Raw genomic sequence first — 16574 nt, 5'->3', positions numbered from 1 at the left:
CTTAAACATTTAAAAACTTCACACAAACAGGCTCTGGCACAGCAACATCAGATTGTAAAAGTGTTAACTTTCCTGTAGATTCATCTCTTGAAAATAGCACAAGATTATGTGACTTTTCATTTGTAGCAACAAGAAACTTTTCAGTAGGATCTAATACAAAGTCTCTTGGCCAATTTCCTTCTGTAGATGTATGTTCCACAAATGCAAGCTCACCTGAGTTTTGATCTACGCTATAAACAGCGATACTATTATGACCACGATTACCTGCATATACAAAGCGGCCGTCAGAAGAAATATGGATAGCACTGCCTTGACTATTTTCATCAAATTGTTCTGGAAGAGTAGAAATATACTGTAATTCTGTAAAGGATCCTTCTTCCGAGTTATATGTTAGCGCAATAACCTCTGAACTAAGCTCCGTCATTACATAAGCGTATTTTCCATTTGGATGAAAAGCAATGTGTCTTGGTCCACTTCCCGGATTCACAGACAGGCTATTCACTTCTATTAATGTACTATCTTTTACTTCATACGTAATTATTTTATCTATCCCTAAATCAACGCCCACTACATATTTTTCATCAGGAGTGTACCCCGCGTAATGTGCATGTGGTTTTTCTTGTCTTTCTTTATTCGGACCTGAACCTTCATGTGCCATAATAGATGAAGCAGGATTTACAGTTCCATTTTCTTCATTTATTTCAAAAGACTCAATCGTTCCTTTATGGTAATTTGCTGTAACTACTGTATGATTTCCACTATCAACACTAATATGACAAGGAGAAGCCCCTTCTACTACTTGTCTATTTTTCGCTTTTAGTTCTCCAGTATGACTATCAATGGAATAAGCAGCTACACCGCCAGATTCGCCTTCCTTAACAACAGAATAGAGATATTCATTATTTCGGTTAATCGTTACATATGTAGGGTTATCCAGCTTAGCAGTAAGTGTTACATTACCAATTTTTTTTGCTTCCGTGTCTAAAATAAACTTATATATTCCTTCGCTATTTTCTTTCGTGTAAGTCCCAACATATCCGATAAACTCTTTGTTATCCTTCATTTTCATAACCCTCTCTCCCTATATTTTTCGTTCATCATACTTTTTAAAATATTTTATGTTGAAAGAGTATCCTAAAAAATCGGAGTACCTCTTTATACGTTACCATATTTTCTTGGTAAATAGCTTTTAAACCCACTTTTTTTGATACGCTGCTATACTTTCATATTCTTCTTCCAATTGACGGGACAAGCGGATATAGATTGGCGTTAAATCTTTATATTTTTCCACACTTTCCATGTTTGGCTCATGATGAAAATCTGCACCTACCATTTCAGAAACTACGGATAATGTATCTATTTCACCTAAACTATATAAACCGAGGATTGCAGCTCCTAAGCAAGAGCTTTCGAAACTTTCCGGAACATATACGTCTTGATGGAAAATATCCGCCATCATCTGTCTCCAAAGTTCCGACCTTGCAAAACCGCCTGTCGCTTGAATTTTTTTCGGTTCGCCAATTAGTTCTTTTAAAGCGAGAAGAACTGTATATAAGTTATAAATTACTCCTTCTAAAACAGCACGTATCAGATGTTCTTTCTTATGATGCAATCCGAGTCCAAAGAAAGATCCTCGCGCATTTGCATTCCATAAAGGAGCCCTTTCCCCCGCTAAATACGGGTGAAATAATAAACCGTCAGATCCCGGATTCACTTTTGCTGCTATTTCAGTAAGCACCTCATATGGATCTTTTCCTAAGCGCTTTGCAAGTTCAATCTCTGAAGTGCCCAATTGGTCACGAGCCCATCTGAAAATCATACCGCCGTTATTAACTGGTCCACCGATTACCCAATGGTCTTCAGTTAACGCATAACAAAAAATTCTACCTTTTGGATCTGTTACAGGACGATTTGTTACAGCACGTATCGCACCGCTTGTACCAATTGTAACAGCCACAACGCCAGGATCTATTGCATTTACACCTAAATTAGATAGTACTCCATCACTCGCTCCTACTACAAAAGGCGTAGAAACAAGTACATTCATCTCTTTGGCAAACTCTTCATCTAATCCTGTTAAACTGTGCGTTGTTGGAACAAGCTTTGAAAGCTTTTCATCTGTAATTCCTGCTACATGTAAAGCCTCTTCATCCCACTTTAAAGATTTTAAATTGAACATTCCTGTCGCTGATGCTATAGAATAATCAATTACATATTCTTTATATAACTTGTAAAAAACATATTCTTTAATAGAAATGAATTTATAACTTTTTGCGAATAACTCTGCTTGCTCATTCTGTAGCCAAACTAATTTCGAAAGTGGTGACATCGGATGAATTGGTGTCCCAGTACGAAGATAAATTTCATGACCATTCATATCATTCTTTATTTTCTCCGCCCAGCTTGCACTTCTATTATCTGCCCAAGTGATACATCTCGTTAACGGCTTTCCCTTTTCATCTACAGCAATGATACTATGCATTGCCGAACTAAAAGAGACACAAAGAATATCATTCGGCTGTACACTACTTATTCGTACAGTTTCTTTAATCGTATTTATTACTGCATGAAAGATTTCTTCTGGGTCTTGTTCTGCTGTTTCAGGTGTAGGAGAATATAAAGGATATTCAATTCCATGACTAGCAATAACAGATCCATCAGTAGAAAATAGAACTGATTTTGTACTAGTTGTCCCAATATCTACACCAATCATATATTTTGAGCTCACCATCTCTTCCTCCTAACAAAAATCCCTACAGTGTCCTAATCATATAAGAACCATAAAAATATATTTATTTTATCTATTCATAACGTTATGTGCTAAAGTTGTCTCTCTCAATTCATATAAAAATATCCTTATTTTAAACAAACATATCGAGTAGTAAAACGCCTCCAAAAGCGATAAATGAAAGTAACGTTTCTAATACTGTCCATGTTTTAAATGTTTCTTTCACTGTTAAGCCTAGGTATTCTTTTACCATCCAGAACCCAGCATCGTTTACGTGAGAAAACATTAACGCTCCTGCACCTGTTGCAATAACGAGTAACTCTAAGTTCACACCTATCGTATTTTCAACGATTGGCGAAACGATACCCGCTGCTGTTGTTAAAGCGACTGTCGCTGACCCTGTCGCAATTCGAATTAATCCTGCTACTATAAATGCTAATACAATTGGAGATAGAGCTAAATGCTCAGACATTTGAGCAATAGCATTCCCTACACCACTATCGATAAGAATTTGCTTAAATCCGCCACCAGCACCAATAATCGCAACAATTGAACCGATTGGTAATAAGCTATCTTCTGTTACCTTCTTAATAGCCTTTTTATCGATACCTTGACGAAATCCAAGAAAATAAAACGCTGCAAAACATGCAATCAATAACGCAATGATAGGACTACCGATTAATGTGACAATCTTCATCAAAGTAGTAGACAGTGGAACATACGGAGCCGCTGCAGCTAAAACCATTAACATAACTGGTAACAATATAACTAAAAATGAAACTCCTATTCCTGGTAATTTCGTTGATTTTGTATTTACACGAATCAATTCTGGCTCATTTTCAGGAATTACACGTTTGTGAATCCATTTAGCGAATATAGGACCTGCAATAATCGCTGCAAAAAATGTAATAATGAGTGAATACAATAGTACCTTCCCAAGGTTCGCTTTATAAATACCAATTGCAACTATGGCCCCTGGATGCGGAGGAACAAGGCCGTGTACGACAGATAGCCCAGCAATTGCTGGTAATGCTATCAATAAAATATTTTGTTTCGTTGTTTTATGAATTGAAATTACTAACGGCAGTAATATTAAAATGCCTACTTCAAAAAACACCGGGATTCCAATAATAAAACCTGCAATTAACATCGCCCATGGTAAGTTTTTTATCCCAAAGGATTTAATAAAGAACTCTGCCACTTGCATTCCAGCACCTGACTCTGCCATCATTTTCCCTAAAATTGTACCTAATACTAAAATACCTACTAAATGCCCGAGAACACTGCCGACTCCCGTTTCATAAGCACTCACTATTTTATCCATTGGCATCCCAGACATAATTGCTAAAAACAAACTTGCAATCGTTAAACTAATAAATGCATGCCATCTCCACCACGATACCCCTAAAATAACAATTACGATTGATAATAATGTAATCATTAAAAGGTACATATTCATACGCAGTTCCACCCCTTTATGTAAACCCTTTCAAAATTGCTATACAATTAAGAGAACCTATATAGTTCTTTCATGAGTAAGAATTTATATATCGATATACAAATCATCTTCACAAAATAATAATTTATACAAAAAGAATCTCCCTTATCAGAGATACATGTTAACTCACCTCTCTGATAAGGGGATTTCTCTTCCATAATTATAATGTTATTGTGATAAACGCTTCGCGCGATCAATTTTCCCTTTTTTAAAAGTGAATGACACTTTCTTCTCTTGCTGTTTTCACGTAGTAAGACTACAAACTCAGTATCCACTTTAAACGATGAAGTTACTTAGGATTTGTCTTCTCATGAAAAACAACTTTCGGAAAGCACCTTCACTTTCATAACATTATAATTTAAGCGTTTTCGCCCAATCAGCAGCAAATTTCTCAATACCTTGGTCTGTTAATGGGTGCATAGCAAGTTGTTCAATTACTTTATAAGGGATTGTTGCAATGTGAGCACCTGCCATCGCTACACGAGTTACATGATCTGGATGTCTAACAGAAGCCGCAATAATTTGTGTATCTAGTTGATGAACATCGAATAATTCAGCAATTTTAGCAACTAATAGTACACCATCTTCAGAAATATCATCTAAGCGACCTAAAAATGGAGAAACGTACGTTGCACCTGCTCGAGCAGCTAAAAGTGCTTGGTTCACCGTGAAAATAAGTGTAACATTCGTTTTCACACCTTTTTCAGTAAGGTAGCGACAAGCTTCTAATCCTGCTAACGTCATCGGAAGTTTAATTGTAACTTTTTCATCGCCACCGTTAATTTTAATCAGTTCTTCTGCTTGGGCGATCATCTCTTCAGCTGTAACAGCATCTGGCGTTACTTCTGCCGAAACAGATTCAACTTTAGGAACTGCCTGACAAATTTCTGCAATACGGTCTTCAAATTTAATGCCCTCTTTTGCTACTAAAGAAGGATTCGTTGTAACACCAGCTAAAACTCCAAGTTTATATGCTTTTTTTATATCCTCAAGATTTGCAGTATCAATAAAAAATTTCATGATTAATTCCCTCCAGTTTTTAAACGTTGATGAGTTACATGTTTAATATGCTTATCCCGTAAAAGCCCGATTTGTGTGGAATGAAGCCCCTACTTATTAAAGTTTCACTTTATTTCTTTTCTACTGCATGTCCGCCAAATTCATTGCGCAGAGCTGCTACAACTTTTCCTGTAAATGTATCATTGTCTAATGAGCGGTAGCGCATTAATAGAGACATTGCGATAACAGGAGTTGCTGTTTGAAGGTCTAATGCTGTTTCTACTGTCCATTTTCCTTCACCAGAAGAATGCATAACACCCTTAATCTCATCCAGTTTTGCATCTTTAGAAAATGCATTTTCTGTTAATTCCATTAACCAAGAACGAATGACTGAACCGTTGTTCCATACTCTTGATACTTTTTCATAATCGTAGTCAAATTCACTTTTTTCTAGAATCTCAAATCCTTCACCAATAGCAGCCATCATACCGTATTCAATTCCGTTATGAACCATTTTTAAGAAGTGACCACTACCAGCTTTTCCAGCATATAAGAATCCATTTTCTACAGCAGTATCGCGGAAGATAGGTTCAACGATGTCCCAAGCTTCTTGATCTCCTCCGATCATGTAACAAGCACCATTACGAGCGCCTTCCATTCCACCAGAAGTTCCTGCATCCATAAAGTGAATGCCATCTTTCTTTAATTGCTCATATCGGCGGATAGACTCTTTATAATGTGAATTACCAGCTTCAATTAAAATATCTCCTTTTGATAAAAGTGGTGTAACCTCATCAATAACAGAATCAACAACAGCGTGTGGTACCATTACCCAAAGAATTCTTAGTGATTGTAATGACTGAACAAGTTCACTTAAACTAGATGTACCTGTTGCCCCGTACTCTTTCATTTCTTCTACTGCGCTCGTATTTAAATCAAACGCTACTACTTCATGTTTATGATCCATTAAATTTTTCCCTAAATTTAATCCCATTTTACCTAACCCAATTAATCCTACTTGCATAATATAATTCCTCCTCAAATCATCTTTTATTAAAAATCCATATCACTACAATCTGGAATACCTTTCAGCACTGAAATGTTAGTATGTACAGAAAGGTATTCACAGTCATAGCTTAAGAATTCAACACATTTTTTGTAATTTGAACAACATTTTCTGTCGTAAATCCAAATAGATTCATGACTTCAGCTCCAGTACCTGAAGCTCCAAATGTTTCAATTGATATTACTTTTCCTTCTTGTCCTACATAACGTTCCCAACCGAGAGATACACCCATCTCAAGAGATACTCGTTTCGTTATAGAAGACGGAAGAACGGATTCTTTATATTCGTTCGATTGGCGATCGAATAACTCCCAGCTCGGCATTGCAACGATGCGAACAGAAACTTGATCTTCTTCTAATTTTGCTTTCGCACTAGCAGCTAAGGATACTTCAGAACCTGTCGCAATTAAAATTACATCCGGATTTTCATTTGTTTGTGTTAATACGTAAGCTCCTTTAGAGAAATTCTCTATGTTCGCTTTCGTTTCATTAAACACCGGTAAATTTTGACGACTCAGTACTAAAACGACTGGACCATCCGTTTGCTGTAAAGCATACGCCCAAGCACTTGCTGTTTCATTTGCATCTGACGGGCGGATAACTGTTAAACCAGGAATTGCTCGAAGAGCTGCCAATTGTTCAATTGGTTCATGCGTTGGACCATCTTCTCCTACAGCAATCGAATCATGTGTAAATACGTAAGTAACAGGTAACTTTTGCAGTGCAGCCAGTCGAATGGACGGACGAAGATAATCATTAAATACAAAGAATGTACTTACGAAAGGTTTTACTCCTCCATGAAGCGCCAATCCATTCGCTGCAGCGCCCATTGCATGTTCACGTACACCAAAATATATATTTCGTCCAGCATATGATTCTACTGCATATACTGCTTCACCTTTTATATCTGTCATCGTAGAATGAGAAAGATCCGCACTTCCACCGAAAATAGAAGGAATCGATTTCACATAATGATTAATAGCTTCCCCACTTGCAACACGAGTGGAAATCGTTTTTTCAGTATCAAAAGATAGAATGTCTTTTGCTTCAATTAAAACCTCACCTGTAATCGCTTTTTCTAATTCATCTGCCAGTGTAGGATTCGCTTCTCTGTATAAGTTGAACTGCTCATTCCAGTCATTGTCTTTTTCAATACCTTTTTGTTTTAGTTCATTAAAATGAGCTTTTACTTCTTCAGGTACAAAGAAATCTTCCTCATAATCCCAACCATACACTTGTTTTGTCGCTGTCGCTTCTTCTACTCCAAGCGGATTACCATGTGCTTTGTTCGTTCCAGCAACTTTTGGACTTCCATAACCTATAATGGTTCTAATTTCTATAAGAGTAGGTTGATCCGTATTTTCTTTCGCTGATTGAATAGCTTTTGTAATCGCATCAACATCGTTTCCATCTTCAACTCTTACATATTGCCAATGTACAGATTCTGCCCTTTTCTGAATATCTTCAGAGAAAGCAATGCCTAATTCACCATCAAGTGAAATTTCATTTGAATCATACAGTACAATTAACTTGCCAAGTTTCATATGTCCTGCCATTGACATCGCTTCATAAGCGACACCCTCCATTAAGTCACCATCTCCGACTAAAGCATACGTATTGTGATCTATAATAGAGTGACCATCCTTATTGAACTTCGCTGCTAAATGAGCTTCTGCCATTGCCATTCCTACAGCATTAGCAATCCCTTGTCCTAACGGGCCTGTAGTCGCTTCAACTCCAGGAGTATGCCCAAACTCAGGATGTCCAGGTGTTTTACTATTTAACTTTCTGAAATTTTTCAAGTCATCAATTGAAACGTCATATCCAGCTAAATGAAGTAGGCTATATAACAGACTAGATCCATGTCCCGCCGATAAAACGAAACGATCACGGTTAAACCATTCTGGGTGATTAGGATTGTAATTTAAATGATTCGCCCATAATGCATAAGCCATTGGTGCTGCTCCCATCGGAAGACCTGGATGACCTGAGTTTGCCGCATTAATAGCATCAATCGATAACGTACGAAGTGTATTCACTGCTAATTGATTTATGTTTTGTGTCATAGTAATCGTCCCCCTAAATGCTTTCATTAAAGAAAGTACTTATTTTTCCGTCTCTTGATCTAACCACCATTTAAATCCACTTTCTTGTAACAGTTCATTAGACGCTTCTGGACCATATGAACCAGACTCATATTCATGAAGCGGTAATAAGTTTTCCTCGAACGCTTCAAGAATTGGTTGTACCCATTCCCATGACAATTCAACTTCTCTCCAATGTGCAAAGAATGTAGCGTCTCCACTCACAGCATCATGAATGAGTCTTTCATACGCTTCAGGTACTCCCACATCCGCTTGCTCACAAGTAAAGTTAATACGCATCGGTTCAATTTCTCCATTTTTCAATGGATTTTTACTGTTTAACTGTAATGAAACGTTCTCACCTGGGCTAATTTCAATTATTAATAAGTTAGGTGCTGCATTTGGATTATTATCTTGATATTGCTGTTTTAACGTATTTTTAAATTCGATTACAATACGAGTAGACTTTTCTTTCATTCGTTTGCCTGTTCGTATATAGAAGGGAACGCCAGTCCAAAATGGATTATCGATCCACAGGCGAGCAGCAACAAATGTGTCTATGTTAGAAGAAGGATTTACTCCTGGCTCCTCTTTGTATGCTACAACTTGCCCGCCTTTTATCTCACCTGCAGCGTATTGTCCGCGAATGATATGGCTTTGAACGTCTTCTTTTTTCACTTTACGAAGCGTTTCCATTACCTTTCGCTTTTCCTCTCGAATTTCACATGCATTAACCTTTTCCGGCAGATTCATAGCAGTCATCATTAATATTTGTAACATATGATTTTGAACCATATCTCGAATGGCCCCTGCCTGGTCATAATATCCTGCCCTTTCTTCAACCCCAACTGTTTCACTCGCTGTGATTTGTACATTCGCTATATGTTCTTTATTCCAAATTGATTGGAGAACAGGATTTGCAAATTCTAATGCTTCAAGATTTTGAATCATCGGTTTACCTAAATAATGATCGATACGGTATATCTCGTCTTCTTCAAACGTGCGACTAAGCTTATCGTTAAGCTCACGAGCAGATGTAAGGTCGTGCCCGAATGGTTTCTCAATCATCAGACGTTTCCATCCATCCGTTTTATCAAGTCCGCTTTCCTTAATATTTAAAGCAATGGTCTCGAAAAATTCAGGAGCAACGGAAAGATAAAACATTCTATTTCCTTTTATATGTAATTCTTCTTCCCTTTCACGAACGACTTGTAATAACCTCTCATAGTCTTCCGGCTTACTCACATCTAATGGACAATAGCGAAAATTATCTAAAAAACCTTCCAGTTCCGGAGTACCTTCTTCTCTATGACGGGAAAACGTCTCTATTGATTCTTTTATTCTTTCTTGAAAATCTACATGAGATACTTGACGTCTCCCAAGCCCGATAACGGATATTTGCTTTGGAAGCTTTTGATCTCTATATAAATTATATAGTGCTGGGTAAATTTTGCGTTTCGCTAAGTCCCCTGTCGCTCCAAATAAAACAAAGGTCATTGATTCCAAGTTCAGTCCCCCTCTTGTTGTATAATCCTCGTCGATATACTAAAAATGAATTGTACAGAAGCCCCTGTTTTTATAAAAAAACAAAGAGTTATCAAATCCCAATTCTTTTTATACCTTTCGCTTTTTAATTGTCCCCAATATTAATAGTGGCAATTCAAAGCATTTCTACCACAACTTACTTATTTATAGAATTTAACGAAACATTTTATATCTGATTACTTTTAGTAATTAAATAATCTTATATCTAATATATTAACCACATAAATTATTATCGTCAATAAAAATGTCTTGAATTACATACGATTTATTTCGTAATACTTTTCTAAGTGTATTCCTAGTTACCATTCATTTTCAAAGATAATGATCGTTATAATAAATATCATTTTTATCAAAATATTCAATTAATTTAGCGCTAAACTCACGAGCAGACGTTACATTATAACCAAAAGGCTTCTCTATAATAAGACGATTTAATCCTTTTGTAGCTCACAATCCACTTTCCTTAATATTTAAAGCAATGACATCAAATACTTCTGGTATAACAGATAGGTAAAACATGCGGTTTTCAGGAATGTTTAATTCTGTTTCACGCCTCTTTACAAGACTCAACAAATCTTGATAGTCCTCTACATTCGCTGTATTTAATTGACAATAACGAAATGTGCTAATAAACCCTTCTACTCCTGATTCGTCATCAGTAGATCTTCTAGAAAATATAGCAATGGATTGTTCTACCTTTGTTTGAAATTCCACATCTGACATTACCCTTCTGCCAATACCGATAATCGAAATAGACTGCGGTATATTTTAATTACTAAATAGTTTGTATAAAGCAGGGTAAATTTTGCGTTTCGCTAAATCCCCTGTCGCTCCGAATAAAGTTAAACTTTAATTAGCCCTCACCAATCTGGCTTTTACGAGCAGCCCAACTCCCACCTAACTTCTTTGCTTTCGCTGAATTTTGAGGCGGGGTCTTACTGCCCGGCAAATAGCGGGATAAACATAATGAATAAATCATGCTGCAAAAATAACATCTACCCTTTCTTCAAAAAGCTTTACAGTAGTTTTTAGAAGTACGTTACATTATTTCATTTCATGCACTTTCCCCTTCTCTATATAAAATTCTCACTAACAAAATTCAAAATATTATACTTATTTTTCGTACTTTGCTATGCTATAACCACAAACAGGAGGTATAAACTATGAAAGCACAAATTATCCATTCTTTTGGGGATTCATCTGTATTTCAATTAGAAAAAGTTTCAAAACCAAAACTTTTACCAGGTCATGTTCTAATCGATGTAAAAGCAACAAGTGTAAATCCAATCGATACAAAAATGCGTAGTGGGGCCGTTTCAGCCGTCGCTCCTGAGTTTCCAGCTATATTACACGGCGATGTAGCTGGTATTGTTATTGAAGTAGGAGAAGGTGTTTCGAAATTCAAATCAGGGGATAAAGTATACGGATGTGCCGGAGGTTTTAAAGAAACTGGAGGTGCACTTGCAGAATTTATGCTTGCTGATGCACGATTAATTGCTCACAAACCTAACAATTTAACAATGGAAGAAGCTGCTGCTCTACCATTAGTTGCAATTACAGCTTGGGAATCTTTATTTGATCGTGCAAATATTAAACCTGGTCAAAATGTTCTCATTCATGGAGCTACTGGTGGCGTAGGACACGTAGCCATTCAACTAGCTAAATGGGCAGGCGCTAAAGTTTTTACAACAGCTTCTCAGCAAAACAAAATGGAAATAGCCCATCGTTTAGGAGCCGATATAGCTATTAATTATAAAGAAGAATCTGTTCAAGAATATGTACAAAAACATACGAACGGAAACGGATTTGAAGTTATATTTGATACAGTAGGCGGCAAGAATCTTGATCATTCTTTTGAAGCTGCTGCGGTCAATGGAACTGTCATAACTATTGCAGCTCGTTCAACCCATGACCTCTCTCCTTTACACGCAAAAGGACTCTCTCTGCACGTTACTTTTATGGCATTAAAAATATTACATACAGATAAGCGTAATGATTGCGGAGAAATCTTAACGAAAATAACGCAAATTGTAGAAGAAGGAAAACTTCGTCCATTGCTAGATTCTAAATCTTTTACGTTTGATGAAGTTGCACAAGCACATGAATATTTGGAGTCAAATAAAGCAATAGGTAAAATAGTTTTGAAAAACGTTTGGTAACTTTCACTAAATAATACAAATAACAAATGTTTGTTGTTGGAAAATAACAGCGAGATCGCTTCGCCTTATCTTTTTCTTAAGAGGCGTGCCACAACCTTAAAAGCTTTCCATCCTTTACAACAAGTAAAAAAATAACAGCTGAATTTTGAAGCGGGGTCTTACCGCCCGGCAAATAGCGGGATAACATTCAAAAACCTTGCAGAAAAATTCTACAAGGTTTTTGTCTATAAATACAAATTAATCACTATATTAAAATGAAAGAGTTTGTAATTCATCACAATAATATTAAATATACGCTGCTTTAAAGGCTTGTTGGACAGCTTGTACTTCTAATGAGTCTTTACCATATAAGTTCGTTGCTACACGAATACAAGCTTCTTTTAATTCTTTAAAATCAGAAGTCATATTTAATTCATCCGTATTTGCATAATAGAAAATATCAAACATTTTATCTTCTCCAATGCCATGTACGTTTACTCCATTATGGCTTCCACCACTAGCAATCAAGTAAGCTACTTTATTAATAATGCTAGAGTTCGTGTGTACACCACCATGATCGTGGTCAGCATCAATAGGTAAGTTATTATAATGCCTATAATCCTCTGGATATCTAGAAGAGATAGATGATGGGTTTTTCATATCTCTAAAAATACGACCTGATTGTTCTCCCATTGTCCAATTGAACTTTCCGTTATTGGCATACTTTTCAACGGCTACTCCTAAAATATCAGATAACGCTTCATTAATTGCACCAGCTTCTCCTGCGTACTCAAGTCCAGACTCAATTCTTGTAACCGCGTGTGTAAATTCATGTCCTGCCACATCAAATGCTCTAACAATTGGGTCTCCGTATACTAGCATAGCGCCATTACTAAATGCATTAAACCACTGCTTAGGATTTCCTTTATTCGTACCATTTGTGTTCCAACCATGAACGACAGAAATTACTTTTTGTCCGTTATTATCAAAGCTGTTACGGCCATATTTTTCTTGATAAAAATCATATACTTTCGTTGCTAAATAATGGGCACTAACTGCTTTAGGATCTGTAAAATTTGTAGAATTACTTGTTACTAAATCATCGAGATAACCCCATACATTTCTTCTATAATTATTAGAATCTTTATAATTAGCAGTATATGTTTCAATTCCCTTACCACGAGAATAATCTGCAAGCATGTACGTTCCATCACTTCTTTGTGTAATTCCAAACGTACGATTAATACCTAAGTCATCTTTTCCTGTACCTGTTAATTTTGAAGGATCTGTTGATTTATTTGATGTCGCAGATTGGACAATACTACTCTCTACTTGTATACCCAATTTTTGAACGAGTTCTTTTAATAGATTACCACCAAAAGCATCAATTAATACTGTACCGGATACATATTCAGGTGTAGATGCACTAAAAGTAATTTGATATGCGTTTGTAGCTTTATTTGTATTTTCATCTACATATACCACTTGTTTAATTTCTGGTTCTTCGATAAATGTGAGATCATTTCCATAGATGTTGAAAAGCTGTTTCTTTGCATCCTCTTCTGATAGAGTAATAGGTTGTTTCAAATCTTCCTGTTGTTGTAAATTTTGGGCACTATCTCCCGAAACGCTCGTAAGTACACCATCATCATTAATATGTGCTGTTAGTTGATATCCGTATACATCACGTCCTTCATACGTTTGTTGAAGACGTACCAATGTAGTACCATCATAAGATTTACGACTTTGCGTAACATTATAATTAACTTTGGATTCCGTATTAACTTGCTTTGATGATAATGCTTGTTCTGTTTTTCCTTTTAGTGCATCCTTTGCTACATTTTCTGCCGAATTTTGAGAAGGTGCTGTTAAATTACCTGTTCGGAACGTATCTTCCTTTGTTTCCACTTTTAAATCTTCTGTTTCCGCATGTACTCCTCCATAAGGCATAATCGCCGATAACACCACTCCTGTAGTTAAACCTACCTTTACGAAATTATTCATATTTTTACCCCTTTATAATCGTATTATTAAATTAAATAAATGTATTTTAGAATTTTAAGCATAGATAAAAAATTTTAACTATAGCCAATCGTTTTTACATACCTCTACATACATAGGTTAATAGATTGGTTTGCTACTTTTTTAGATTCAATTCATTTCTCAAAAATTATTCATTATATAAGCTATCTTTATATTTATTCATATACGTTATTTTTTGTGGTTCTGATAACATATTTATTGCCATCCACACATTCTTTTTCATTTCTAATTTTTGCATTGGTATCTCTTTTAAAAACTGATTACCTATAATCGCTTCCATTTCTTCATCAATTCTTTGTATAAGATTTTCTTCTGGATTATTTTGCAAAGAAGTATTTTTCAATCCCCATTTTGTTATTATAAATTCATTCATTTTATTCATAGGATTAATAATAGTAGCTTTACTAGTTAATCGTTTTTTTATTTCATCATGATAGATTTTAATTCTATATCCCTCTTTTAGTGGAATGATATCTTTTACAATTGTTACATTTGTTCCTTCCATTTCCTTCGTATAAATTTTTTCACCTTTTTCATTAAAGACCTCTATCGATGCATATTTTTCACCTGCATAATAGCTATGAGGCGTTTTAGTAGTAATCGTAAAAATAGCTCGATTTTGCTCTAAGTCTGTATTTAATACGGCAAACTGGTCATCTCCTAATCCTAGGAATTGAATCGTTTCATTTACCAACTTACTCACTTTCATTTCGTTAATATCAATCTTTAGACTATTATCTTTTTCTTTTACATAGGCATAATACGAACTGAAATGGTACATACTATTCGTTTTCCCACCTGAAATTTCAACCGTATACACTCCATTTGGTACGTCTTGTAAATTGATATCTGTTGTTTCAATTGTTTTCTCTTGAATAACTGTATTCCCTTCTTTTAATTTAATTTTTCCTCCTTTTAATGTATCTATTTCATTTGTATTTAAATGGATATGCAAATTCCCTTTTAGCCCAAGTGGAGCAATTTGCTGATTCGTAACTATTTCGAAGTTGGAGTTTATCGGAATATCAGGATCAACTATAGCTCTTGCTTTCGCTAATTGTGATTCAGGCACTATATAAGCTAAAGAAGTAACAGCCGGAAAACCTTTCGCCCTATTCATCTCTATTTGTTTATGATTAAGCTTAAAGCCCCATCTTTCAAAAACAGGTGTAAAATCAACTTGTCCATTCTCACTATAATACTGATTCATTAAATCTGGTAAAGAATGGTCACCTTTTTTGAAAGCAGCATTGCTAGCTAGTTTTCGATAACCTTGATACATTTTTGCAAATGCTTCATCGCCAGCTTTTTGTTTCGCCATCGTTAAAAGAATAAGTTTTTGTCGTAAATCTAAATCATCATAATTTTTATTTTCTTTCATTAAAGCATTATATAAATTCCGTTCTACCTGTTCCTTTTTCCCGAAATTAAACAACCAACCAACTTGATCTGCTTTTTTGCCGTATTTACTATATTGATATTGAACACCAAATAGATTATTAGAAACTTCTCCTGTAAATATTCCTTGATTATCAAAACCAGCTTGGTATCCATGAGCGATTTCATGTAAAGTTCCCCAACTTAGTTTATCTAACCACATCTTTGTACTATCTGTACTATTCGCTGTCCAATTTGTGCCATAATAGGCACCGCCAGCACCAGATATATCTGCTTTTAAGAAATAACGATTTTGACTTTTTTTATTTTCAAACGTTGAGCCATCTAAACCAATAATTGAATCATACATCACAAAAATATCTTCATAATACGCAATTAACTCATCCAATGATTGAAAATCTTTTAAAGATCTTACTAACTCTTTATCTTTTTTAGGTACAAATAATTGAAAACTCTCCCCTTGAAGTAACGCATACTCTCCATCAAATTGATCCCATGTACTAAAAAATTGAGATACACTTCCTTGTTGTTTATAAATGGGAAGGGGGTTAGTAGCACTTTCATTCCCTACTTGGTACTCAAGTACAGCGTGCTCTTCACCATACGGAGTATCTATGAAAGGAACTAAAGACGTATCACCTTGGATAGTAACCCATTCATTTCCTACTTGTATGGATTTTTCATTTTTTGAGTCATTAGACAATAAACGTAATGTTAATTTGTCTTTAAAATTAGGATTTGTTTGTCTTACCTTTAATGGTGTATTTCTCTTCAAAATAAATCCTAAATCTTGTCGGTCATGATATTTCCCCTTACTTATGCCCGCCTGAAATATCCAAGTAGGCTCTTCTAAACTAGTAATTTTTTTTGCATTTATTCGTTCATCAGCATGTAAGTGTATATTTCCTATGAGGAAAAACATTGTATACATTAGGCCTATAACAAGTAACCTTTTCATTTGCATATCTCCTTCTCTATTTTTTTATATACAAAATACAATAAAGCCCTCCTTCTTCACTTATAATTGTCGTCAATAAGTTACTTATCAGTGTAATTATTATAGTTACATTAACTCG

10 protein-coding genes and 1 pseudogene are annotated in these 16574 nt (G+C 35.5%); 1 reads left to right on the top strand and 10 read right to left on the bottom strand.

Annotated elements, in window-relative coordinates:
- Window position 1 precedes the first annotated feature (1 nt).
- The 8 genes and pseudogenes from QCI79_RS23980 to QCI79_RS23945 all read right to left on the bottom strand — a co-directional run.
- Window positions 2-1069, bottom strand: coding sequence for a lactonase family protein (locus QCI79_RS23980; protein WP_000782217.1), 1068 nt, complete (start codon window positions 1067-1069; stop codon window positions 2-4).
- Window positions 1070-1189: 120 nt separating this feature from the next.
- Entirely contained in the window at window positions 1190-2731 is a 1542-nt protein-coding gene (gene gntK / locus QCI79_RS23975; RefSeq protein ID WP_000254931.1) for a gluconokinase, read from the bottom strand.
- Between the two features lie 130 nt (window positions 2732-2861).
- A complete protein-coding gene (gntP, locus tag QCI79_RS23970; protein WP_001057616.1) occupies window positions 2862-4187 on the bottom strand; it encodes a gluconate permease GntP in 1326 nt (441 codons plus the stop codon).
- 390 nt (window positions 4188-4577) lie between these two features.
- A complete protein-coding gene (fsa, locus tag QCI79_RS23965) occupies window positions 4578-5246 on the bottom strand; it encodes a fructose-6-phosphate aldolase (protein WP_021728179.1) in 669 nt (222 codons plus the stop codon).
- Window positions 5247-5355: 109 nt separating this feature from the next.
- A complete protein-coding gene (gnd, locus tag QCI79_RS23960) occupies window positions 5356-6249 on the bottom strand; it encodes a phosphogluconate dehydrogenase (NAD(+)-dependent, decarboxylating) (RefSeq protein WP_021728180.1) in 894 nt (297 codons plus the stop codon).
- A 112-nt stretch (window positions 6250-6361) separates the two neighbouring features.
- Window positions 6362-8356: a transketolase gene (gene tkt, locus QCI79_RS23955; RefSeq protein ID WP_000193045.1), complete on the bottom strand. Its 1995-nt coding sequence runs from the start codon at window positions 8354-8356 to the stop codon at window positions 6362-6364.
- Between the two features lie 39 nt (window positions 8357-8395).
- A complete protein-coding gene (zwf, locus tag QCI79_RS23950; protein WP_000445362.1) occupies window positions 8396-9880 on the bottom strand; it encodes a glucose-6-phosphate dehydrogenase in 1485 nt (494 codons plus the stop codon).
- Between the two features lie 351 nt (window positions 9881-10231).
- Window positions 10232-10768: pseudogene (locus QCI79_RS23945) on the bottom strand (glucose-6-phosphate dehydrogenase); the annotation flags it as partial.
- A gap of 314 nt (window positions 10769-11082) precedes the next feature.
- On the opposite strand from QCI79_RS23945, the gene QCI79_RS23940 reads away from it, so the two are divergent.
- Window positions 11083-12078, top strand: coding sequence for a zinc-dependent alcohol dehydrogenase family protein (locus QCI79_RS23940; RefSeq protein WP_000647264.1), 996 nt, complete (start codon window positions 11083-11085; stop codon window positions 12076-12078).
- Between the two features lie 285 nt (window positions 12079-12363).
- Here the strand turns inward: QCI79_RS23940 and QCI79_RS23935 are convergent, their stop codons facing one another.
- Together QCI79_RS23935 and QCI79_RS23930 are read right to left on the bottom strand one after the other, a co-directional pair.
- The gene (locus tag QCI79_RS23935) at window positions 12364-14061 is read right to left on the bottom strand and encodes a M4 family metallopeptidase (protein ID WP_021728181.1); all 1698 of its coding nucleotides are present in this window, start codon (window positions 14059-14061) and stop codon (window positions 12364-12366) included.
- Between the two features lie 166 nt (window positions 14062-14227).
- A complete protein-coding gene (locus QCI79_RS23930; RefSeq protein ID WP_000826248.1) occupies window positions 14228-16456 on the bottom strand; it encodes a putative mucin/carbohydrate-binding domain-containing protein in 2229 nt (742 codons plus the stop codon).
- Between the last annotated feature and the right edge of the window lie 118 nt (window positions 16457-16574).

The organism is Bacillus cereus group sp. MG1 (genome assembly GCF_040460035.1).
In the GTDB taxonomy this organism is placed as follows: Bacteria; Bacillota; Bacilli; order Bacillales; family Bacillaceae_G; genus Bacillus_A; species Bacillus_A cereus.
This window is presented reverse-complemented; position numbering and strand designations above follow the sequence as displayed.